General features: G+C 70.3%; 21 protein-coding genes. 11 read left to right on the forward strand and 10 right to left on the reverse strand.

Annotated elements, in window-relative coordinates; all coding sequences use genetic code 11:
- Nucleotides 1–52 precede the first annotated feature (52 nt).
- Entirely contained in the window at nt 53–406 is a 354-nt protein-coding gene (locus tag ABT170_RS07465) for a hypothetical protein (RefSeq protein ID WP_266931169.1), read from the forward strand.
- Complete coding sequence (locus ABT170_RS07470; RefSeq protein WP_266931168.1) at nt 403–762, forward strand: hypothetical protein; 360 nt, start codon at nt 403–405, stop codon at nt 760–762. Before ABT170_RS07465 ends, ABT170_RS07470 begins: the two co-directional genes overlap by 4 nt.
- Nucleotides 763–798: 36 nt before the next feature.
- On the opposite strand, the gene ABT170_RS07475 is transcribed toward ABT170_RS07470, so the two are convergent.
- Complete coding sequence (locus ABT170_RS07475; protein WP_351864870.1) at nt 799–2,052, reverse strand: DUF2254 family protein; 1,254 nt, start codon at nt 2,050–2,052, stop codon at nt 799–801.
- 335 nt (nt 2,053–2,387) lie between these two features.
- Here ABT170_RS07475 and ABT170_RS07480 point away from each other — a divergent pair, with 335 nt between their 5' ends.
- Nucleotides 2,388–2,573 carry a hypothetical protein gene (locus ABT170_RS07480; protein WP_351864873.1) on the forward strand — a complete coding sequence of 62 codons (186 nt, stop codon included), beginning with the start codon at nt 2,388–2,390 and terminating at the stop codon, nt 2,571–2,573.
- A 190-nt stretch (nt 2,574–2,763) separates the two neighbouring features.
- Here ABT170_RS07480 and ABT170_RS07485 read toward each other — a convergent pair whose 3' ends face one another.
- Together ABT170_RS07485 and ABT170_RS07490 are read right to left on the reverse strand one after the other, a co-directional pair.
- Complete coding sequence (locus ABT170_RS07485; RefSeq protein WP_351864876.1) at nt 2,764–3,525, reverse strand: SMI1/KNR4 family protein; 762 nt, start codon at nt 3,523–3,525, stop codon at nt 2,764–2,766.
- Between the two features lie 26 nt (nt 3,526–3,551).
- Entirely contained in the window at nt 3,552–4,259 is a 708-nt protein-coding gene (locus ABT170_RS07490; RefSeq protein ID WP_351864879.1) for a bleomycin resistance protein, read from the reverse strand.
- Nucleotides 4,260–4,441: 182 nt separating this feature from the next.
- Here ABT170_RS07490 and ABT170_RS07495 point away from each other — a divergent pair, with 182 nt between their 5' ends.
- Nucleotides 4,442–5,080, forward strand: a complete 639-nt coding sequence (locus ABT170_RS07495) for a LysE family translocator (protein WP_351864882.1) — start codon at nt 4,442–4,444, stop codon at nt 5,078–5,080.
- A 72-nt stretch (nt 5,081–5,152) separates the two neighbouring features.
- Here ABT170_RS07495 and ABT170_RS07500 read toward each other — a convergent pair whose 3' ends face one another.
- Together ABT170_RS07500 and ABT170_RS07505 are read right to left on the reverse strand one after the other, a co-directional pair.
- Nucleotides 5,153–5,500: a winged helix-turn-helix domain-containing protein gene (locus ABT170_RS07500; RefSeq protein ID WP_329944398.1), complete on the reverse strand. Its 348-nt coding sequence runs from the start codon at nt 5,498–5,500 to the stop codon at nt 5,153–5,155.
- Nucleotides 5,497–6,012: a hypothetical protein gene (locus ABT170_RS07505; protein ID WP_351864886.1), complete on the reverse strand. Its 516-nt coding sequence runs from the start codon at nt 6,010–6,012 to the stop codon at nt 5,497–5,499. The genes ABT170_RS07500 and ABT170_RS07505 overlap by 4 nt, the downstream gene beginning before the upstream one ends.
- A 150-nt stretch (nt 6,013–6,162) precedes the next feature.
- Here ABT170_RS07505 and recD2 point away from each other — a divergent pair, with 150 nt between their 5' ends.
- Nucleotides 6,163–8,388 (forward strand): SF1B family DNA helicase RecD2, encoded by a 2,226-nt coding sequence (gene recD2 / locus ABT170_RS07510; RefSeq protein ID WP_351864889.1) that lies wholly within the window; start codon nt 6,163–6,165, stop codon nt 8,386–8,388.
- A gap of 214 nt (nt 8,389–8,602) precedes the next feature.
- Nucleotides 8,603–9,901 carry a citrate synthase gene (locus ABT170_RS07515; RefSeq protein ID WP_266931154.1) on the forward strand — a complete coding sequence of 433 codons (1,299 nt, stop codon included), beginning with the start codon at nt 8,603–8,605 and terminating at the stop codon, nt 9,899–9,901.
- 557 nt (nt 9,902–10,458) lie between these two features.
- Here the strand turns inward: ABT170_RS07515 and ABT170_RS07520 are convergent.
- Together ABT170_RS07520 and ABT170_RS07525 are read right to left on the reverse strand one after the other, a co-directional pair.
- Nucleotides 10,459–12,822, reverse strand: a complete 2,364-nt coding sequence (locus ABT170_RS07520) for a heavy metal translocating P-type ATPase (RefSeq protein WP_351864893.1) — start codon at nt 12,820–12,822, stop codon at nt 10,459–10,461.
- 106 nt (nt 12,823–12,928) lie between these two features.
- Nucleotides 12,929–13,237, reverse strand: coding sequence for a heavy-metal-associated domain-containing protein (locus ABT170_RS07525; protein WP_329944141.1), 309 nt, complete (start codon nt 13,235–13,237; stop codon nt 12,929–12,931).
- 427 nt (nt 13,238–13,664) lie between these two features.
- Between ABT170_RS07525 and ABT170_RS07530 the strand changes: the two genes are divergently transcribed.
- Complete coding sequence (locus ABT170_RS07530) at nt 13,665–14,462, forward strand: class I SAM-dependent methyltransferase (protein WP_329944155.1); 798 nt, start codon at nt 13,665–13,667, stop codon at nt 14,460–14,462.
- 72 nt (nt 14,463–14,534) lie between these two features.
- Here ABT170_RS07530 and ABT170_RS07535 read toward each other — a convergent pair whose 3' ends face one another.
- Together ABT170_RS07535 and ABT170_RS07540 are read right to left on the reverse strand one after the other, a co-directional pair.
- Nucleotides 14,535–15,008: a hypothetical protein gene (locus ABT170_RS07535; protein ID WP_351864898.1), complete on the reverse strand. Its 474-nt coding sequence runs from the start codon at nt 15,006–15,008 to the stop codon at nt 14,535–14,537.
- 179 nt (nt 15,009–15,187) lie between these two features.
- Complete coding sequence (locus ABT170_RS07540; RefSeq protein ID WP_266931149.1) at nt 15,188–15,379, reverse strand: helix-turn-helix transcriptional regulator; 192 nt, start codon at nt 15,377–15,379, stop codon at nt 15,188–15,190.
- A gap of 276 nt (nt 15,380–15,655) precedes the next feature.
- On the opposite strand from ABT170_RS07540, the gene ABT170_RS07545 reads away from it, so the two are divergent.
- From ABT170_RS07545 to ABT170_RS07560, 4 genes are all read left to right on the forward strand, one after another.
- Nucleotides 15,656–16,717, forward strand: a complete 1,062-nt coding sequence (locus ABT170_RS07545; RefSeq protein WP_329944139.1) for a helix-turn-helix transcriptional regulator — start codon at nt 15,656–15,658, stop codon at nt 16,715–16,717.
- Nucleotides 16,718–16,822: 105 nt separating this feature from the next.
- Entirely contained in the window at nt 16,823–17,866 is a 1,044-nt protein-coding gene (locus ABT170_RS07550) for an ABC transporter substrate-binding protein (protein WP_329944138.1), read from the forward strand.
- Nucleotides 17,863–19,014: a FecCD family ABC transporter permease gene (locus tag ABT170_RS07555; protein ID WP_329944137.1), complete on the forward strand. Its 1,152-nt coding sequence runs from the start codon at nt 17,863–17,865 to the stop codon at nt 19,012–19,014. The genes ABT170_RS07550 and ABT170_RS07555 overlap by 4 nt, the downstream gene beginning before the upstream one ends.
- Nucleotides 19,004–19,888: an ABC transporter ATP-binding protein gene (locus ABT170_RS07560; RefSeq protein WP_329944136.1), complete on the forward strand. Its 885-nt coding sequence runs from the start codon at nt 19,004–19,006 to the stop codon at nt 19,886–19,888. Before ABT170_RS07555 ends, ABT170_RS07560 begins: the two co-directional genes overlap by 11 nt.
- Here the strand turns inward: ABT170_RS07560 and ABT170_RS07565 are convergent.
- Nucleotides 19,849–20,775, reverse strand: coding sequence for a sugar phosphate isomerase/epimerase family protein (locus ABT170_RS07565; RefSeq protein WP_329944135.1), 927 nt, complete (start codon nt 20,773–20,775; stop codon nt 19,849–19,851). The genes ABT170_RS07560 and ABT170_RS07565 overlap by 40 nt on opposite strands.
- Nucleotides 20,776–20,815: the final 40 nt, after the last annotated feature.

Consider the following 20,815-nt stretch of genomic DNA (forward strand, 5'->3'; position numbering starts at 1 on the left):
CGACCGACGCAACCGGTCCGGGGGCGTGGCCACACCGAGAAAGCAGGCTGACATGAATCACGCTATCGCCCGGCTTCTGGAGCCGGTGCTGCGATTGCTGATCCCCGCACGACACCAACGGCATCAGCGTCATCAGTGGCACCCACTGGACACGTGCGCGTACGTCCACCCCTACTCCTGCGACTACGTCGGCGGACCGACCGTCTTCCGGACCGGCGAGCGTCCCCCGCGCGGGGAGGACAGCCCGTTGGTGCGTCCGTACTTCGTCGCGTACGAGCGGGAGCAGGCCGAGGCGTTGGTGGCGGAGCAGCGACGGCGGCGGGTCCGTCGCGGGGGACTGCTGGTGGCCGTGCGCGGTGTGGAGATCACGCCCGAGCCTCTTCGCCGCGTCGAGGCCGCAGCGTGAACAGGGAGTGGGACGACCAGCACGCGTTCAGGCTGCTTCCCTGGACGGGGCCGGAGGGGAAACCGGGTTACGTCCTGGGTGATGGCACCGGCTATGTGTCACGGATGGCGGACGACATGGAGCGTGTGCAGCTCGACATGGCGCACGACCTGCTCGGGCATGCCGCTGACCTGCTGGCGGACCAGCGGGTCACCGGAGCGGAGCTGCACTTCCTCGCCAGCCGGCTGAGCGAGTCGTTGGTTGAGGTCAAGAGGGTCGCGGAGAGCCGGGGTTGGCGGCTGAGCGCGATCGGCGCGGGTCCGGACAGCGGCTCACCGGGGCATCGGGTCCGAGAGCCGGACCCCGGGGGCCGGTGAGCCGGCCAACGGCCTGACGGCCGGTTCCCCGGGCTGTCACCTGTTTCCGCCGGCCTGCGGGTGCGGGTCCGGTGGGGCTTCCCGCCACAGGACGGGGAACCGGTCGGCCATCTCGCGCTCCACCCAGGCACGTCGCCGGTTCAGCAGCTCCCGGCCGTGAGGATGGGCGCCTGGTTCCAGATCTGCCAACAGCGTACGGAGACGGGTGAGGACCAGGGGGGAGTTCAGAGCCGCCACGATGACGTCGTCGATGCCCGTGCGCACGAAGTCCTCCCACGGGGGCCGCCGGATCACGACCCGTACCGCGCCGTCGGGGCCGGTGACCCGCAGGGGGCCGGCTTCCCCCGCACGTTTCGCGGCCGGGCCGCCGAGCAGATCCTTCACGCAGTCCAGGGCCTGCACGGCGGTGGCCGGGTCGTTGATGCTGGAGGAGAGCGCCCTGAGAGCGATGTCGGCCAGGAGGCGGAAGGCGAGCATCGGGTCCTGCTCGAACGTCGGCTCCAGCCCGGTCGCCAGCGATGCCAGGACCTTGGTGTCCGCGATGGCGGCGCCGTACACGTCGGCGATCCGCGCCCCCTGGTGCAGGGTGGTGCCTGGGGCCTTGTGCAGCACGATGACCGCGTCCGCTTCCCGGGCGGCTTCCCTCAGCCCTTTCACGTCGATCTGCTGGAGCACGGCCGAGGGCCTCGGCCAGGTGACGGTGGCAGCCGGTGGGCCGTCGGTCACGGTGGGACCGGAGGCCGCCGGAACGGTGCCCGAGGGGTAGAGCGTGTCCAGGGCGGTGGATCCCCGCTCGGTGATCGAGCGCAGGACCGGGGCGAGCTGGATCGAGGCGAGAGCGCGCAGCAGCAGGGTCCGCAACAGGGCCAGCATCGCCAGCAGCAGGATCGAGGTGATGACCGGGACGGCGACCGTCACCTCGGAGCGGTCGCCGATCGCCAGCGCGGCCGTGACGCAGAAGACCGCCAGACCGATCGCGAAGGCGAAGGTCCGCCAGACGATCGGCGACTGACGGAACAGGGCCAGGCGGGGGGTGAAGCTGGTGTGGGCCCACTGCACCACCAGGAACAGCAGAGAGAAGATCACAGCCGTCGTGCCGAGCACGCCGAAACCCAGAGACAGCAGCAGATCGGCCACCTGCCGCGCGGGTGCGCTCGGGCCACCGGTGATCCTCGGTACGAGCAGGCCCAGAGCCAGCCCCACGAGGGCCAGCAGCAGCTGCACCAGTCCGGCCCGTACCTGCCGACTGCGTCGCAGCGGGGGGCGCCCGCCGCGAGGGGTCACGGTCATCGCGCCGGTCCTCTCACGCCCGTCACCTGTGCCGCGCTCCGCCGCACGAGGATGCCGCCGGCCCGCTTCCCGCACGGGGAGCAGACCGGTCCCGCATGCTGACAGTCTCTCCCCCCGGAGGCCGGACGGCCTCCCGGCACACGGAGCGGTAGCGCGAAATGCCCCCGGCGCGAGAGGCCGCCCCCGGCGGCCCGGGTTCGTGCGACGGGTGACGGGTAGCGATGAGTTGAGCCCCGTGAGGGTGACATTCAGCCGGGGCGGCAACACCATGGTCAGTGGGCCCTGCTTCACCGAGGCCATCGATTCCGAGGCCATCGATACCGGGGAGCGAGTTCATGCCGACTGTGATCCACAAGACGCGTGATCAGCTGGAGAATCGGCGTGCACAGCTGCTGGCCGACGTGAACATGAGCTACGAACAGCTCGCCGAGCGTGCCGCCATGTACAGCCTCGGCATGGACGAGTTGGACGTGTGGCACACCATCGAGGGTCTCGACCACCTTCTCGAAGGTGACAGCTGAAGAGGCCAAGGCCCCGGCCCCGGACGGCGTGAAGCTGTACTGGCCGTAGAGGGGCGCAACGGTATCCACGGCCCTCGGAGTTGACGGCCGGACGGCGGCTTCCGGCGGTCGACTGCCGGAAGCCATCAGACGTACGACGCCATCAGACGTACGACGCCGTCAGCCGCCCGGAGACGTCCGTCCGACGCCGTCAGCCGCCCGACGACTCCAGCCAGCCGACCAGGTCATCCGTCAGCAGCTCGCCGTCCGTCTCGACGTCCGCGCTGATCGCGCCCAGACCGAGGTGGTACACACGGGTCCGGTCGCGGCCGTGGCGGCGCATGAGCAGTCCGCCGCCCCCGCTGTCGTCCCCGACCAGCACCCACTCGGGCGCGTACCGGGCCACCTCGAAGGTCTCGTTCCGCTCCTCGATCAGGTGCGGCCCGTAGACCAGGATGCCGTTGTCGAGGAGTGCGCCCGGCGTCGACCGCCACAGCCGGGCGACGGCGGGATTGGGGCCGTCCCGGAGCCCGCGGGCGAGGGCGGAGCGGGTGGCGAGGAACCCCGCGAACGACTCCGCCACCCGCTCTTCCTCGCCGTCGAGGCCGTCGCGGCGGACCACCGGATACTCGCCCTCCCCGCACGCGCCGCTTCCGTCGAGGGCGAAGGAGTAGCCGTCACCGCAGTCGGGCTCGACGGCGAAGCAGAGCCTGGCGCCGTCGCTGCGCCACCCGGCGGTGACGTCCTCGTACACGTCGTCGGCGAACCCGCCCGGCACGACTGTCGCGAGGTCCGCCCCACCGGCCCGGCCGTGTCCGTACTCGGTCAGCCACCACCGGTACGAGGGCGGCAGCGGACCGACCCGCCCCTCGGCTTCGCGGATCGCCGCTTCCGGTACGGCAACGCCCGGCCGGCGGCCGAACTCCGGTGTCGCTTCCACCAGCTCGCGCAGTTGTGTCAGGTCAGGTCTCACGCGACAGAGTCTGCCAGGGCGCCCGGTCAGCCCAGCAGCTCCCGGAGCCTGACGAGATCGTCGTCCACCGACCGGCGTTCCTCGTCGGTCAGTTCCACCGCCGCCGCCTCTTCCAGCAGTTCGCGGGCCGGTTCCGTTCCGCCGAGCCGCTGCGCGATGTCCCCGCGCAGGACCAGCAGCCGCAACCGCTGTGCGGGGGTGGGGTGTTCGTCCTCCAGGTTCAGCACCCGGTCGATGATCCGCGCGGCCCCGGGCAGGTCCTGCTTGGAGTCGGCGAAGAGGTCCGCCATGTGCAGGGCGCGGGCGAAGGTCTCCTTGGGGGCGGGCCGGTGGCTCGGGTCGTCGCTCGTCGGCTGCCCGATCCGGATCGTGTTGCCGGTGGGGTCGGTCATCAGGAACTGCCGCACCCCGTACGACATGTCCTTGAGCGGGCCGATGCGGGGCAGCCCGCGCGTGGGAATCCTGCCGTACGCCGCCTTGAGTCCTTCCCGGAACGCGGTGTGCAGGCCGTCGACGTCCTCGGTGAGGACGTAGCAGCCGGAGTGCGAGGCGGCGGGGTCGTACTCCTTCATTCCGTAGAACTGAAGCTCGATCGCCCCGCGTTCGACGACCGCGTAGGCGTACGGGCTGGTCTGGAGGTACGTCGTCCCGAAGCCCAGGGCCGTGTAGAAGTCGACCACCGGCCTGATCAACTGCGTCCGGCAGGGGAGGAGCGGGATGGTCTTCTCGGTCATGCCCCGCACAGTAATAAAATTTGACTAGTTGAGCCAATGGGGCATGACGACACCCCTGTCAGGTCGTGGGCCGTGACCGTGCCGTCGTCGTACCGGTGCGCTGTTCATGGGCGCGGAGCGGATGCGAACGAGGGGGGATGCGTGAGCAGGGCCGCAGATCAGGTGGCGTACGCTGGCATTCCATGGCAATGAGCACCGCGCTGTGGTCCTTCGCCCTCGTCGTAGGGCTTCTCACTCTCACCCCCGGTCTCGACACCGCTCTGATCCTGCGCACATCGGCCCTCGGCCGACGCGGCAGAGCCTGGGGCGTCGTCCTCGGAATCCAGACCGGCACCCTGCTGTGGGGCGCGCTCACCTCTCTCGGAGTGACCGCTCTGCTCACGGCTTCCCACCTCGCCTACACGACGTTGCGCTGGGTCGGAGCCGCCTATCTGGTCTGGATGGGTATCCGCATGCTCCGGGACACCTTCCGGGGGCTTCCGGCCCCGGACGCCCATGACTCCGCGCTGCTCGCCGGCACGGACTCGGTGGGCGCGGGGTGGCGGCAGGGGACACTCACCAACCTGCTCAACCCGAAGATGGGCGCCTTCTACGTGGCCGTCCTGCCCCAGTTCATCCCCGTCGGCGCGAGCCACTTCACCATGGGGCTCCTGCTCACCACGGTGCACATCCTCATCGGCCTGATCTGGTCGGCCGTCCTCATCGGCTTCGCCCGTGTCCTGCACGGCTGGCTCCGCAAGCCGCGGGCCCGTCGCCTGCTCGACCGGATCACCGGGACCGTCATCGCCGCTTTCGGCGTCCGGCTGGCTCTCGGCGACTGAACACCGCGCGAACTCGGTGACGGAGCGATCGGTCCCGCCGCGTTCCGCGGTTCCGCCCGGCGCGGGTCCGGGTCAGGGCGGCGGGGCCGCCCCCGCTTCCGCGCCCGCCCGCCGGGCCGTGGCGGCGATGCCCTGGAGCGCCGCGATGTGCAGGGCCAGGGCCTGGTGCCCCTCGGGTGTGAGGGAGAGCCAGGTCCGGGGGCGCCTGCCGACGTAGCCCTTGCGGACGGCGAGGTATCCGATCCCCTCCAGGGCGGAGGCGATCTTGCTCAGCACCGAGTCGGACACCTGGCAGCTGTCCCGTACGGTGGCGAACTCGGCCTCGTCGCACGCGGAGAGAAACGCGACGACCGCCAGCCGGGTGGGGTGGTTGATTGCCGCGTCGACCGCCGGCTGTCCAGGTGCGGGGGCCGCGGTCATCCGACGTCCTGGAGCTTCCGTGTGATCGACGCGTTCCGCGCGGCGAACACCGCCCAGGCGCCGAGTCCGAGGACGGTGAACAGCGCGACCTTGGTGACGGAGCGGTCGGCCCCGAACAGGTGGCACAGCCCCCACGTCACGAGCCCCGCGGCGAGGAGTGCCGACAGCGGACCCGCGGCCCGGCGCAGCCGTGCGGACAGGGGGCGGGCCACTGTGACGCCCGCCCGCCGCCCGGCGGCGTTGACGAGTACGAGCACCACGGCCAGGCCCGCGAGTGAGATGGTCAGCGAGAGGGGCACCCCCCAGCTGCCGCGCTCCTCGGCCCACGCCTGCCCGAGAGCGGGAACGATCAACGCCGCCGCAGCCGCGGGGCCGTACCAGACGGGAGCCAGCCCGGCCCGGAGGCGGGCGCCCTCCCTCGCCGATTCGACGCTCCGCAGGGCTTCCGTGGCGCGGTCGGCGGATACGTCCGTACCGCCGGAGTGGATGGGGGTGTTCTCCTGCGGGGACATCGTGTTTCCCGGACCTCTCGTCAGCGAAGTGCGTGATCTGCCCGCTCATCCTGGCATGTACTTTCCATTAAGGAAAGTACTTTCCTGGCCGAGGAGGCGGACCGGGACCGGACCGCACCGCTTGTCGGCGGGACCCGGTAGCGTCGGCGCATGTCCAACATGGCCGTTCTCGAAGGGGTCCTGGAGAGGATCACGTACGCCAATGAGGAGAACGGGTACACCGTCGCCCGGGTCGACACCGGGCGCGGTGCCAACGATCTCCTCACGGTGGTCGGCGCGCTGCTCGGTGCGCAGGTGGGTGAGTCGCTGCGGATGGAAGGCCGTTGGGGGTCGCACTCCCAGTACGGCAAGCAGTTCACCGTGGAGAACTACACGACGGTGCTGCCCGCCACCATCCAGGGCATCCGCCGCTACCTCGGCTCCGGTCTGATCAAGGGCATCGGCCCCGTCATGGCCGACCGGATCACCACCCACTTCGGCGTCGACACCCTCGACATCATCGAGCAGGAACCCGAGCGCCTCGTCGAGGTCCCCGGACTCGGGCCGAAGCGGACGAAGATGATCGCCGCCGCGTGGGAGGAACAGAAGGCGATCAAGGAGGTGATGGTCTTCCTCCAGGGCGTCGGCGTCTCCACCTCCATCGCCGTCCGTATCTACAAGAAGTACGAGGACGCCTCCATCTCCGTCGTGAAGAACCAGCCCTACCGGCTGGCCGCCGACGTCTGGGGCATCGGCTTCCTCACCGCCGACCGGATCGCGCAGGCGGTCGGCATTCCGCACGACAGCCCGGAGCGGGTCAAGGCGGGACTCCAGTACGCCCTGTCCCAGTCGTCCGACCAGGGGCACTGCTTCCTCCCCGAGGAGCGGCTCATCGCGGACGGGGTCAAGCTCCTCCAGGTCGACACCGGCCTGGTCATCGACTGCCTGGCCGAACTCGCCGCCGACCCCGAGGGCGTCGTACGGGAGAAGGTGCCGTCCCCCGAGGGCGGGGAGCCTGTCACGGCCGTGTATCTGGTGCCGTTCCACCGTGCCGAGATCTCGCTCGCCGCTCAGGTCCGGCGGCTGCTGCACACCCCGGAGGACCGGATGCCCGCCTTCCGGGACGTGGCCTGGGGCAAGGCGCTGGCCTGGCTCGCCACCCGTACCGGCGCGACGCTGGCGCCCGAGCAGGAGGAGGCGGTCCGGCTGGCGCTCAGCCGGAAGGTCGCCGTCCTGACCGGCGGGCCCGGCTGCGGGAAGTCGTTCACGGTCCGCTCCATCGTCGAACTGGCCCGTGCCAAGCGCGCGAAGGTGGTGCTGGCCGCACCCACCGGGCGGGCCGCCAAGCGGCTGTCCGAGCTGACCGGAGCCGAGGCGTCCACCGTGCACCGGCTGCTGGAGCTGAAGCCCGGCGGGGACGCGGCGTACGACCGGGACCGTCCGCTGGACGCCGACCTCGTCGTCGTGGACGAGGCGTCGATGCTCGATCTGCTCCTCGCCAACAAGCTCGTGAAGGCGGTGGCACCCGGTGCCCACCTCCTGCTCGTGGGCGATGTCGACCAACTCCCCTCCGTGGGCGCGGGCGAGGTGCTGCGCGACCTGCTCGCGGACGGCGGCCCGGTCCCGGCCGTCCGGCTGACCCGGATCTTCCGCCAGGCCCAGCAGTCCGGGGTCGTCACCAACGCCCACCGGATCAACGCCGGACAGCCGCCCCTGACCGAGGGCATGAGCGACTTCTTCCTCTTCGTGGAGGACGAGACGGAGGACGCGGGCGTGCTCGCCGTGGATGTCGCGGCGCGCCGCATCCCGGCCAAGTTCGGCCTGAATCCCCGCCGTGACGTGCAGGTTCTCGCCCCGATGCACCGGGGGCCGGCCGGGGCGGGCCATCTCAACGGCCTGCTCCAGCAGGCCATCACGCCCGGCCGCCCCGACCTGCCCGAGAAGCGGTTCGGCGGCCGGGTCTTCCGCGTCGGCGACAAGGTCACGCAGATCCGCAACAACTACGACAAGGGCGAGAACGGCGTCTTCAACGGCACGGTCGGCGTCGTCACCGCCCTCGACGTGGACGAACAGAAGCTGACCGTCCGCACCGACGAGGACGAGGAGATCGGCTACGACTTCGACGAGCTGGACGAGCTGTCCCACGCGTACGCCATGACCATCCACCGCTCCCAGGGCAGCGAGTACCCGGCCGTCGTCGTACCCGTCACGACCAGCGCCTGGATGATGCTCCAGCGGAACCTGCTGTACACAGCGGTGACCCGGGCCAAGAAGCTCGTCGTGCTGGTCGGATCGCGCAAGGCGATCGGCCAGGCGGTGCGCACGGTTTCCGCAGGCAGACGCTGTACGGCGCTGGATTTCCGGCTCAGGGGCGGTAGCGGCGGAGACTTCGTGTGAGCCTCGTACAAAAATGATCGATCAAATCGGTGGGAAACATCACGGAGGTCTTCCGGAACCGCAGTCAAGGGGGCAGGATGAGTAAGTTGGCGGCACTCAGTGCCGCCAGTAGGTCCAATGGACGACCCCGAGTGCACTCTCCTGAGCCAAATGGGGGAGGGTGGAGACAGTCAGGGCACCTCGAAGAAGAGGCACTACGTCGGTGAGGGATGACGTGAGCGAGCACACCAACAACGCTGTAGTACTGCGGTACGGCGATGACGAGTACACCTACCCGGTGATCGACAGCACCGTCGGCGACAAGGGCTTCGACATCGGGAAGCTCCGGGCCAATACCGGCCTGGTGACGCTGGACAGCGGATACGGCAACACCGCCGCCTATAAGTCCGCCATCACGTACCTCGACGGCGAGCAGGGCATTCTGCGCTACCGCGGATACCCGATCGAGCAGCTCGCCGAGCGCTCGACCTTCCTTGAGGTCGCGTACACGCTGATCAACGGTGAGCTTCCCAAGGTCGACGAGCTGTCGACCTTCAAGAACGAGATCACCCAGCACACGCTGCTGCACGAGGACGTCAAGCGGTTCTTCGACGGCTTCCCGCGCGACGCCCACCCGATGGCCATGCTGTCCTCGGTCGTCAGTGCGCTGTCCACCTTCTACCAGGACAGCCACAACCCGTTCGACGAGGAGCAGCGCCACCTCTCGACGATCCGGCTGCTGGCCAAGCTCCCGACGATCGCGGCGTACGCCTACAAGAAGTCGATCGGTCACCCCTTCGTCTACCCGCGCAACGACCTCGGGTACGTCGAGAACTTCCTGCGGATGACCTTCTCGGTCCCCGCCCAGGAGTACGAGCTGGACCCGGTCGTCGTCTCGGCGCTCGACAAGCTGCTCATCCTGCACGCGGACCACGAGCAGAACTGTTCGACCTCCACCGTGCGTCTCGTCGGCTCCTCGCAGGCGAACATGTTCGCCTCGATCTCCGCCGGTATCTCGGCGCTGTGGGGCCCCCTCCACGGTGGCGCCAACCAGTCGGTGCTGGAGATGCTGGAAGGCATCCAGGCCAACGGCGGCGATGTCGACTCCTTCATCAACAAGGTGAAGAACAAGGAGGACGGCGTCCGCCTGATGGGCTTCGGCCACCGGGTGTACAAGTCCTTCGACCCGCGCGCCAAGATCATCAAGGCTGCGGCCCACGATGTGCTGTCCTCGCTCGGCAAGTCCGACGAGCTGCTCGACATCGCGCTCAAGCTGGAGGAGCACGCGCTCTCCGACGAGTACTTCGTCTCGCGCAACCTCTACCCCAACGTGGACTTCTACACGGGTCTGATCTACCGGGCCATGGGCTTCCCGAGCGAGATGTTCACCGTGCTCTTCGCGCTCGGCCGGCTTCCGGGCTGGATCGCCCAGTGGCACGAGATGATCAAGGAGCCGGGATCCCGCATCGGTCGCCCGCGCCAGATCTACACCGGCGAGGTCCTGCGCGACTTCGTTCCGGTCGAGGGCCGCTGAAGCCGGACCGGCTTCGCCGGCCCGCCCGCGCACTTCGCTCGCGGGCCGCTTCCCACGGCTCTGCGTACGACGTGACGTCGACGTCGTACGGGTAACCCCGTCGTACCCGGCCTCTTCGGCCGACTGCCTTCGCCCCGCGTACCGCGCTTCGCACAGAGCGCGGTGTCCGGGGCGATTCGGCGTTCCGGGGCGGACGCGGACGGCTCCGGTTCGTGGATGGTGCGAGAAACGCCCCGCCGTCGATCCCCCCACGGGTCGACGAACGGGGCGCTTCCCATATCCCGGAGCGGATTCCCCCCACGGGATCCGGCCGGGCGTCTACAGGGAGCCGAGGCTCCCGTTGTTCTGTTGTGCTGCGGTCTGCCGGGGAACGTACGCACGGGAGGGCCGCTCAAAGCTCCCCGGTGCACGCGCCCCGGCCAACGCTTGCCATGAAGCGTCCCCCAAGACACTCCATCGGACGTCCCCCAAGACATCCTTGGCATCGCACTCTTAGACTCGCGAACCCACCGGATGGTTACCCTGCAAACGGTGTGATCTAGATCTCTTTGTGGAAGTTACGTGAAGGAGCGCAACCTCAGGCTGTTGGTGACGACGAACACGGACGAAAACGCCATGGCGGCTCCCGCGATCATAGGGTTGAGCAGGCCAAATGCAGCCAAAGGCAACGCAGCAACGTTGTACCCGAAGGCCCAGAAGAGGTTGCCCCTGATGGTGGTCAGCGTACGCCTGGAGAGCCGGATTGCATCACCAGTCACCTTAAGATCTCCACGAACCAAGGTGAGATCGCCGGCTTCGATCGCGGCGTCGGTGCCCGTGCCCATGGCCAGCCCGAGGTCCGCGGTGGCCAGTGCGGCGGCGTCGTTGACGCCGTCGCCGACCATGGCGACCGAACGGCCCTCGGCCTGGAGGCGCTTGACGACGTCGACCTTGTCCTCCGGCATGACCTCGGCGTACACCTCGTCGATGCCGACCTCGGCGGCGACCGCTTCCGCCACGGCCCGGTTGTCGCCGGTCAGCAGGATCGGGGTGAGTCCCAGGGCCCGCAGTCGCACGATGGCTTCCGCGCTGCTGTCCTTCACCGCGTCGGCGATGGACAGCACGCCCCGGGCTTCCCCGTCCCAGGCGACGGCGACGGCGCTGCGGCCCTGATGCCCGGCGTCCGCCAGCGCGGCGGACAGGCCCTGCGGAAGGGCGATCCCGGCTTCGGTGAGCAGCGCCGGGCGGCCGACGAGGACGGAGCGGCCCTCGACGGTGCCGCGTACCCCGAGTCCGGGGACGTTCGTGAAGTCCTCGGGGGTGGGGAGTGTGCCGACCTCGTTCGTGGCGCCGGTGGCGACGGCTTGGGCGATGGGGTGTTCGGAGGCGTGTTCGAGGGCTCCGGCGATGCGGAGGACGTCGTGCCGGTCGGTGCCGTCGGCGGTGTGGACGTCGAGGAGGGTCATCCTGCCGGTGGTGACGGTGCCGGTCTTGTCGAGGACGATGGTGTCGACGCGGCGGGTGGTTTCGAGGACTTCGGGGCCCTTGATGAGGATGCCGAGCTGGGCGCCGCGTCCGGTGCCGACCATGAGGGCGGTGGGGGTGGCGAGCCCGAGGGCGCAGGGGCAGGCGATGATCAGTACGGCGACGGCGGCCGTGAAAGCGGCGGTCGCGTCGTCCGTGATCAGCAGCCAGGCGACCAGCGTGCCCAGGGCGATCAGCAGCACCACGGGGACGAACACGGCGGAGATCCGGTCGGCCAGGCGCTGCACGTCCGCCTTGCCGTTCTGGGCGTCCTCGACGAGCTTCGCCATCCGGGCGAGCCGGGTGTCGGCGCCGACCCGGGTCGCCTCGACGACCAGCCGGCCCGAGACGTTCACCGTGGCCCCGGTGACCGGGTCGCCGGCCCCGACGTCCACGGGGACGGACTCGCCGGTGAGCATGGAGGCGTCGACGGCCGAGGCGCCCTCGACGACGGTGCCGTCGGTGGCGATCTTCTCGCCGGGACGGACCACGAAACGGTCACCGGCGGCGAGCGCGCCGACCGGGACACGTACCTCCCGGCCGTTCCTGAGCACCGCGACGTCCTTGGCGCCCAGGTGCATCAGCGCCCGCAGTGCCGAACCGGCCTTCCGCTTGGACCGCGCCTCCAGGTAGCGGCCCAGCAGGATGAAGGTGATGACCCCGGCCGCGACCTCCAGATAGATCGCCGAGGACGCGTCGGCGGAGCCCGTGGCGCGCGAGACGGTGAAGTCGAAGCCGTGCCGCATGCCCGGCATGCCGGCCTGCCCGAAGAACAGTGCCCACAGCGACCAGCCGAACGCGGCGAGTGTGCCGATGGAGACCAGGGTGTCCATCGTGGCCGCACCGTGCCGCAGATTGGTCCAGGTGGCGCGGTGGAAGGGGAGGCCGCCCCAGATGACGACGGGTGCGGCGAGCGTGAGGGAGAGCCACTGCCAGTTGTCGAACTGGAGGGCGGGGATCATGGCGAGCAGGATGACGGGGAGGGCGAGCGCGGCGGAGACGACGAGGCGCTGCCGGAGCGAGGCGAGCGCGGCATCCCTGGCGTCCTCGGCCGCGTCGGCGTCTCTGACCGCGTCGGTCCCGACAGCCGCATCGGTCTCGTCCGTCCCGCCCGATGCCCCTGCCTCGGCCCCCGTCTCTGCCGCTGGGGCCGGTTCCGTTCCCCCGGAGACCGCTGTCGGGCGGGCCGTGTAGCCGGTCTTCTCGACCGTGGCGATCAGGTCCGCCAGGGCGGTTTCCCCGCCGAAGGTGACCCGCGCCTTCTCGGTCGCGTAGTTCACCGTGGCGGTGACGCCGTCCATCCGGTTGAGCTTCTTCTCGACGCGGGCCGCGCAGGACGCGCAGGTCATGCCGCCGATCGTGAACTCGGCTTCGGAGGTTCCCGGGGCCGGGGCCTCGGGGGCGGTGGTGGTGGCCATGTCCGAACTCCTGGGTGACGCAGGTCGGGCCGTACCCCTCCAGTATGTGCTGGTGGGTCCGGCCCGACGGCAGAGCGGTGGTGCGGGTGGTGCGGGTGGTGCGGTCTCAGGCGGCCTGGCCGACGAGCTCGTAGCCCGCCTCGTCCACGGCGGCGCGCACGGCGTCCTCGGCCAGCGGGGCCTGCGAGACGACGGTGACCCGGCCGGTGGAGGCGACGGCCTTGACCGAGGTGACACCCTCGATGCCGGAGACCTCCTCGGAGATGGCGCCCTCGCAGTGGCCGCAGGTCATGCCCTTCACCTCGTACACGGTGGTGACGGCGCCGACCTGCACGTCGGCCGCACCGTCGTGGCAGGTGCCGGCCGGCGTGCAGCAGGAGCCGGTGGCCTGGGGGGTCTCGGTCTCGACAGTCATGACGTTCTCCTCTTCGGTAAACACATGTGGGGCACACGCGGAACGTGGCACGAGGGGCCACCGGGAAGCCCGGTGTGCCTCATACACGTCATACTATACCCCTAGGGGGTATGAATGCGAGTCCCCTCCCGCTCCCGCCTTCGAGCCCCCTCCCGCTCCCGCCGGCGGTCTTCGGCGGCAGCGCGTCGACGGCCGCCCCCGGGCCCGCCCCGAAAACCCGCCTCGGCGATGGCGGGAATGCCCCCGGGAACCCCTTCGGGCGGCGCGCTGCCGACCGGACCCGCCCGGCGCGCGGGGCGGGTCCCGTGTGTCCCCGGTCGCCCCTCAGTCGCCCGCCGGCGCCTTTCATCGACTTCCGGAAACACCCTCTGAGCTGGGCTTTTGTGTATCCCGGTCATACAATTCCCTTATGGAAAAGGGGACTTCGGTGGACCGGAACATACGCACGATGGACGACGTACTGCGGCTCATGGACGGCCTGTTCGCGCCGGAGGCCGACCGGTGGACGGCCGACGCGTCCTCCTGGTGGGACGGCTTCTACGCGGACCGCTCCAAGGCGGTGCCCTTCTTCGTGTCGAAGCCCGACGAGAACCTGGTCTCGTACGCCGACCGGGGGCTGATCCCGCCGGGCCGCGCGCTCGACCTGGGCTGCGGTCCGGGGCGCAACGCGCTCCGGCTCGCCGCTCTGGGCTTCGAGGTGGACGCCGTGGATCTGTCCCCGGCGGCCATCGCCTGGGCCGGGGAGCGGGCCCTTGAGGCGGGGGTGAGGGTCGGGGCGGAGGCCGGGGCGGGTCCCGGCGGTGGCATCCGGTTCCACTGCGGCGACGCGTTCGGCGACATGGCGGCCGAGCTGGCCGGGCCGTACGACCTGATCTACGACTCCGGCTGCTTCCACCACCTGCCGCCGCACCGCCGCGTCAGTTACCTCGCCCTGCTCGACCGGGCCCTCGCCCCCGGCGGGCGGTTCGCCCTCACCTGCTTCGCGGCCGGTGCGATGGGCTCCGAACTCTCCGACGCGGACCTCTACCGGCAGGCCCGGCTCCACGGGGGCATCGCCTACGCGCCGGAGTCGTTGCGCCGGATCTTCTCGGACCTGGAGGAGGTCGAACTGCGCCGGATGCGCGACGAGCCGTCCGGGTCCCCGCTCTTCGGCGAGGACTTTCTCTGGACGGCCCTGTTCCGCCGGTCCGCCCGGGGCCGGGCGGTTTCGTTCGGATCGGTATGAGGCGTCCCTCCGCCCTGCGATGCACCGAATCCGACGCCGCGCGCTGATCCGCCAGGGATCACGGGACAACCCTCAGGCGACCCCGGAAGCGTCCTCCGACCGTCGCACGACGGCCGCCCCGCGCAGTGCGACGGCGCACCAGACGGTCACCAGGAGCAGTGCCGCCGCGGCCAGGCCCGCGACTTCGAGGGGCTCCGGCCGCCAGCCCAGGGACAGCCGGGTGCCGATCATGACGGTGCCCAGGAGGACCTCCGACGGGGAGTAGACGGGCACCTTGGCCGCCACGAACCGCAGGACGGCGCCCAGCCCCAGGCCGATCACGGCCCAGGCGAGCAGATAGGGCCAGAGCGCTCCCGGTGCGGCGGGCGGCAGGCCGTACTCCTCCGGGCCGATGCGGAACAGGGCGCCCAGCCACCCCAGCGTCACTCCGGCGGCGGTGACGAGCGCCGCCCACAGCGCATGGCGCCACAGCGGGCCGGACCGCACCCGCTCGTCCTCGTGCTCGTCCTGGGTGTCGCCGGAGTCCATGGTCTCGGGAAGATCCATCACGCCCGATGAGACGCTCACCGGCCGCCGGACGTTGCGTCGCGGACGATGTCGCGAGCATGCCGAAGAAACCGCGGCCCGCCCCGAGGGCCGTAACCCGTCGGCGGCGAGCCCGACATGATCCGAACGAGAGGCCCCGGTGCCGGCGGTGGCGCGGCGGTGAGGCGGGGGACGCGGTGTCAGCGGCTCCGGTTGCGGGGGCGGGCGGCGACCCAGGCGTGGACGGTGTCCCCGTACCAGTGGGGCTTGCCGTTCCGCACCTGGTCGGGCGGGGGGAGGAGGCCGTGTTTGCGGTACGAGCGAACGGTGTCGGGCTGGACCTCGATGTGCGCGGCAATGTCCTTGTAGGACCAGAGCGTTCTGTCCGTCATCGGTGACGCCTCTCTGCACTTGTCTGTACTTCTCTGCGCTTCCTTGCGCCCTCAGCCTGTGCTCCGGTGGGCACCGGCGAGCGGCAGGCGGGGTGGGGCTGTTGAGCGACTGTGACGAAACACCCGCGAAGTGGTGACATGTGTGACGAAGGGGTGACTTCGGCATCTGCGGGCGGCCGTCCGTCGTCCGTCATGGGCGGCACCCTGTCGCGCAGGGTCGCTTAGGGTACCCTAAGTTATCTTGCGGGGGGTGGATTCTTCGTCTCTGGAGGCGGTGTGACCAGGCGTTTCTCGCTCACGTCTGCGCACGGGTACGCGGATCTCGGGCGGCAGTACCGGGACTTCTACGCGGCGATCGGAAGCTGCCGCGACGGGGGCGCGGAGGGGGCCCGCGTGTACGACCTGCGGCCGGAGGCCGGGGTCGGAAGCATCACCGTCCATGAGCTGCTCCACGGCGTCACCCTCACGCTCTACGACCTGACGTTCCACGACGAGCTGGTCCTGGACTTCGATCTCACCAGCGACTACTTCGAGTTGGAGTACTGCGTCGACGGGCTGATGCATCTGGAGGAGCGGGGGACGGGGACAGCGGTCTTCGGCGCGAACGAGCTGTCCATCTCGCATTCGCGGGCCTGCTCCGGCCGCCTGGTCCGGCCGGCGGGCCAGCGCTACCGGGGCGTGTCGATCGCCGCCCGGCGGGCGGCCACCACCGCCTTCTTCGGGAGCCTGGGGACCGCGGCGTGGGAGGAGAGCGTCGAGGGGATGCCGGCGGAGCTGCGCGACGCGCACTACCTGGGGCGACAGGCTCCCCCGGAACTGGCCGCGGCCTTCGCCGACTTGTTCACCTGTGTGCTGCCGGCCCGGTTCCGTGCGCTGTACCTCGAATCGAAGGTGATGGAGATCCTGGCACGGATCGTCGCCGGGACCGGCACCGCCACCGGGTCCCCGCCCCCGCGCGGCCCGGCCGGGCAGGCGCCGATGGCGGCGTACGAGATCGAGCGGATCCGGCGGATTCCGGAACTGCTGATGGAGAACCTCCACGAGCAGCACACGGGGGAGTCGCTCGCCCGCGCGCTGGGGATGACTCCCAAACGGCTCAGCCATGGCTTCAAGCAGCTCTACGGCGACACGATCTTCAGCCATCACCGCAACGCCTGCCTGCGCAGGGCCTCGATGCTGCTCGTGGAGACCGACCTCAGTGTCGCCGCCGTGGCGCTGCGCTCCGGCTACTCCAGCCCGAGCAACTTCTGTTTCGCCTTCAAGCGGCACTTCGGGCAGACACCCCGGCAGTACCGGGCCGGCAGGGCTCCGGCCGGGGCCCGGGAAGCCGTCGTCTGACGCTCGCTCCACATTTCGCGGCACCTCTCTCCGTACACGTTCCGCGACGGTCCTTCCGAGGATGGCCGGGTGGCCGAAACGCCACGCCTTCCCCGAAAGGACACCGTGAACGTCTTCCCGCTCCGGACACCGAGGCTCCGGATACCGCTGCGCGCCCGCGCGGCCCTCGCCGCCGGTGCGGTGCTGCTCCTCGCGGGCTGCGCGGACACCGCCCGGCCCACCACCGCCCCCGACGCCGCCGACGCGTCCGCCGGGACCCACTACCCGGTCACCGTCGAGGTCATGGACGACGCGGGGAAGAAACTCCGGCAGACCGTCCGAGCCGCGCCGCAGCGCGTCGTCGTGATCGGTCAGGCCCTGGCGGAGCTGATGATCGAGTTCGGTCTTGAGGACCGGATCGTGGGCGTCGGCTACCTCGACCATTCGTACTCGAAGTACGCGGACCGGATCGACGCGCTGCCGAAGATCTCCGATCAGCTCCCTTCCAAGGAAGCGGTACTCGCCCGGCGCCCCGACCTGGTGCTCACCATGTCGTTCGCGCTGAAGCCGGACAAGATCGGCGAGGTCGGCTTCTGGAACGAACGCGGTGCCGACGTGCTCCCGGCCGTCAACTACACCACCGGACGTGATCTGGAGAGCTACTTCCAGGACGTCCGGAACCTGGGGGAGGTCTTCGCCGCCACCGCCCGGACCGAGGCGTACACACGGGAGCAGAAGAGCCGGATCGCGGCGATCGGGCGGCGTGCGAAGAAGGCCACGGACTCCCCGAAGGTGCTCCTGGTCGCCAGCGGGGGACGGGACACGTACGACTACTACGCACCCTCCCTCGGCCTGGTGGACGAGATGGTCGTCGGCGCCGGCGGTACGTACATGGAACTGACCGACGACACCTATGCGCAGCTCTCGCCCGAATCGATCGTCGCGGCGGACCCGGACAAGATCATCGTGACCGAGTTCCAGAAGTCGGACGGGGCGAAGTCCCGCGAGCGTCTGCTCCGTGACCCACGTCTGAAGAACGTCACGGCGATTCTGAACGGCGAGGTGATGATCGCCGACTACACGACCTCGATCCGCGGCTCGCTCGCCCTCGCCGATCTGTGCGAGGACATCGCGGAGTTCATCCATCCCGACCTCTTCCCGGCCGCATGAGCGCGGCCCTGCCCACGACGGAGGGCGAGGAGCGAGGGGCGAAGCCGGGCGGGAGCGCGAAGCCGGGCCGGGGCGCCGGGCGGGGCGGCGGCGGACGGGCGCGGCGGGTGGCCCCGCTCGTCCTGGCCGCGGGGCTTCTCGTCCTGCTCGTCGTCTCGGTCGTCGTCTCCGTCTCCATCGGCCAGGTCGACGTCCCCGTGGGGGAGTCCTTCCGGATCCTGCTCCGTGAGCTGACCGGGATCGGCGGCCCCGGGGACCCCATGGCCGTGGACGTGATCTGGAGCATCCGTTTTCCGCGGGTGCTGCTGGCCGCGGTCGTCGGCGCCGGGCTCGCGCTGTGCGGCACGGTGATGCAGGCCACCCTCCAGAACCCGCTCGCCGACCCGTTCATCCTCGGCATCTCCTCCGGTGCCTCCCTCGGCGCGACCTTCGCGATCCTGGTCGGGTTCGGCGCGGCCGGGACCGCCGGAGCCGCCGCCGGACTGGGCGTACCGTTCTGGGCGTTCGCCGGGGCGCTGGCCGCGGCCGGGCTGGTGCTGGTCGTGGGGAGCGCCGGATCGCGCGCCTCGGCCGTCAAGCTCATCCTCGCCGGTACCGCGGTCAACGCCCTGTGCGGCGCGGCCTCCAGCGCGCTGGTCTACTTCGCCAACAGCGCCGAGGGGGTCCGCTCGGTCACCTTCTGGACCATGGGCAGCCTCGCCTCCGCCGAATGGGCCACACTGCCCGCCGTGAGCACCGTGGTCCTGGTCGTCCTGGTCTTCTTCCTCTTCCAGAGCCGGGTCCTGAACTCGCTGCTCATGGGCGACGAGGCCGCTGTCACGCTCGGCATCGCCCCGGGGCTGTACCGGCGGATCCACCTGGTGCCGGCGGCGGTGGTCACCGGAATGCTCGTGGCCACCTGCGGGATCATCGGCTTCGTCGGCCTGATCGTCCCGCATGTCGCCCGCAGCGTCATCGGGCCCGACCACCGCGGTCTCCTTCCCGTCACCGTGCTGTTCGGCGCGCTCTTCCTCATCTGGGCGGACGTGGCCGCACGCGTCGTCGTCCCGAACGCCGAGCTGCCGATCGGCATCGTTACCTCGGTCCTCGGCGCTCCCCTGTTCCTGCACATGCTGATCCGGAAGGAGTACGGGTTCGGTGACAAGTAGTGGCCCTACGACGGCACCCGGGCGTGCGGCGCGCCCCCGTGAGGGGACCGGGCTGACCGCGGAGAACATCTCGGTCACGCTCGGCGGCGCACAGGTCGTGAGAGAGCTGAGCATGCACGTGCCCGCCGGCCGGTTCGTCGGTGTGGTCGGGCCGAACGGCTGCGGGAAGTCCACCTTCCTCAAGAGCGTCTACAAGGTCGTCACCCCCGATTCCGGCGGTGTCACGCTCGGCGGGCTGGACGTGCTGGCGAGCCGTCCCCGCACGGTGTTCACCCGGCTCGCGGTGGTCGCCCAGTTCAATGAGCTGAGTTTCGACTTCACCGTCGCGGAGATCGTCGCGATGGGGCGCGTCCCGCACAAGCGGCTGCTGGAGACCACGGGGGAGCGGGACCGGGAGACCGTACGGCTGTCGCTGGACCGGGTGCGGATGGGCGCGTACGCGGATCGGAGCTTCCGGACCCTGTCCGGCGGGGAGAAGCAGCGGGTGATGCTGGCGCGGGCGCTCGCCCAGGAACCGTCCTTCCTCATCCTGGACGAGCCGACCAACCACCTCGACATCAAGTACCAGTTGCAGATCTTCTCGATCGTCAAGGAGCTCGGCATCGGAGTGCTCGCCGCGCTGCACGACCTGTCGATGGCGGCGGGCTACTGCGACGAGCTGTATGTGCTCAAGGACGGGGCCGTGGTGACCCACGGTCCGCCGGACCGGGTCCTCACCCGCGAACTCATCCGTGAGGTGTACGAGGTCGAGTGCGAGACCTACCGGAATCCGGTGACGGGCCGGCTCGCCATCGCCTACCTCGACGCGTACAACCGGCCGCTGGACGACAGGTCTCAGAGCGGGCGCGAGGGCGTGCCGCAGGTGCGGAGGTAGTCGCGGGTGCGGCGCGCGATCGGGAACGGCCGCTCGGGCGGGCACGGGTACATGTCCTGCTCGACGATCGCGAACAGCTCGGCGTCCAGACCGCGGGCGGCGTCGAGGACCGGCCCCAGCGCGGGCACCCCGCCCGGCGGTTCGCACATCACCCCGCGTGCCACTGCCGGGCCGAAGGGCACCCCGTCCGCCACGACACCGGCCAGGATCTCCGGGTCGACCTGCTTGAGGTGGAGGTAGCCGATCCGCTCCCCGTAGGTCTCGATGAGCTTGACGCTGTCCCCGCCGCAGTACGCGTAGTGCCCCGTGTCCAGGCAGAGCGAGACCAGGGCGGGGTCGGTGGCGTCGAGGAAGCGGTTCACGTTCTCCTCGCCGTCGATATGGGTGTCCGCGTGCGGGTGCACGACGATCCGCAGGCCGTAGCGGTCGCGCACCTCGCGGCCCAGCCGTTCGGTCTGGGTGGTGAGGTCGCGCCACTGCGCGGCGGTGAGCGTGCGGTCCTCCAGCACCTGACCCGTTCTGTCGTCGCGCCAGAAGGAGGGGATGACGACCAGGTGCTCCGCGCCCATGGCCCGGGTGAGCGCCGCGATGTCCGCGACATGCGCCCAGGTCCGGTCCCAGACGTCCGGTCCGTGGTGCAATCCGGTGAAGACGGTGCCGGCCGAGACCGACAGCCCGCGGCTGCGGGTCTCGTCCGTGAGCCGGGCCGGATCGGTCGGCAGATAGCCGTACGGTCCTAGCTCGATCCACTCGTAACCGGCCTCGGAGACCTCGTCGAGGAAGCGGTGCCAGGGCACCTGTTCCGGATCGTCGGGGAACCACACTCCCCAGGAATCGGGTGCCGAGCCGATGCGGATGCGGGCCGGAGACGGTGCGGAGGGGGCCATATCGCCCACCTTCCGGCCCTCGTGAAGAGGTGTCAAGACT

It is taken from the genome of Streptomyces sp. NPDC001787 (assembly GCF_040297465.1).
GTDB lineage: Bacteria > Actinomycetota > Actinomycetes > Streptomycetales > Streptomycetaceae > Streptomyces.

What these genes read in the sequence shown, in the direction of transcription:
- ABT170_RS07490 (WP_351864879.1), bottom strand. Translation starts at nt 4,259, where the DNA reads ATGACCGAGAAGACCATCCCGCTCCTCCCCTGCCGGACGCAGTTGATC.
- ABT170_RS07555 (WP_329944137.1), top strand. Translation starts at nt 17,863, where the DNA reads ATGAGCGCGGCCCTGCCCACGACGGAGGGCGAGGAGCGAGGGGCGAAG.
- ABT170_RS07565 (WP_329944135.1), bottom strand. Translation starts at nt 20,775, where the DNA reads ATGGCCCCCTCCGCACCGTCTCCGGCCCGCATCCGCATCGGCTCGGCA.
- ABT170_RS07500 (WP_329944398.1), bottom strand. Translation starts at nt 5,500, where the DNA reads ATGACCGCGGCCCCCGCACCTGGACAGCCGGCGGTCGACGCGGCAATC.
- ABT170_RS07495 (WP_351864882.1), top strand. Translation starts at nt 4,442, where the DNA reads ATGGCAATGAGCACCGCGCTGTGGTCCTTCGCCCTCGTCGTAGGGCTT.
- ABT170_RS07525 (WP_329944141.1), bottom strand. Translation starts at nt 13,237, where the DNA reads ATGACTGTCGAGACCGAGACCCCCCAGGCCACCGGCTCCTGCTGCACG.
- ABT170_RS07465 (WP_266931169.1), top strand. Translation starts at nt 53, where the DNA reads ATGAATCACGCTATCGCCCGGCTTCTGGAGCCGGTGCTGCGATTGCTG.
- ABT170_RS07540 (WP_266931149.1), bottom strand. Translation starts at nt 15,379, where the DNA reads ATGACGGACAGAACGCTCTGGTCCTACAAGGACATTGCCGCGCACATC.
- ABT170_RS07535 (WP_351864898.1), bottom strand. Translation starts at nt 15,008, where the DNA reads ATGGATCTTCCCGAGACCATGGACTCCGGCGACACCCAGGACGAGCAC.
- ABT170_RS07520 (WP_351864893.1), bottom strand. Translation starts at nt 12,822, where the DNA reads ATGGCCACCACCACCGCCCCCGAGGCCCCGGCCCCGGGAACCTCCGAA.
- ABT170_RS07480 (WP_351864873.1), top strand. Translation starts at nt 2,388, where the DNA reads ATGCCGACTGTGATCCACAAGACGCGTGATCAGCTGGAGAATCGGCGT.
- ABT170_RS07475 (WP_351864870.1), bottom strand. Translation starts at nt 2,052, where the DNA reads ATGACCGTGACCCCTCGCGGCGGGCGCCCCCCGCTGCGACGCAGTCGG.
- ABT170_RS07505 (WP_351864886.1), bottom strand. Translation starts at nt 6,012, where the DNA reads ATGTCCCCGCAGGAGAACACCCCCATCCACTCCGGCGGTACGGACGTA.
- recD2 (WP_351864889.1), top strand. Translation starts at nt 6,163, where the DNA reads ATGTCCAACATGGCCGTTCTCGAAGGGGTCCTGGAGAGGATCACGTAC.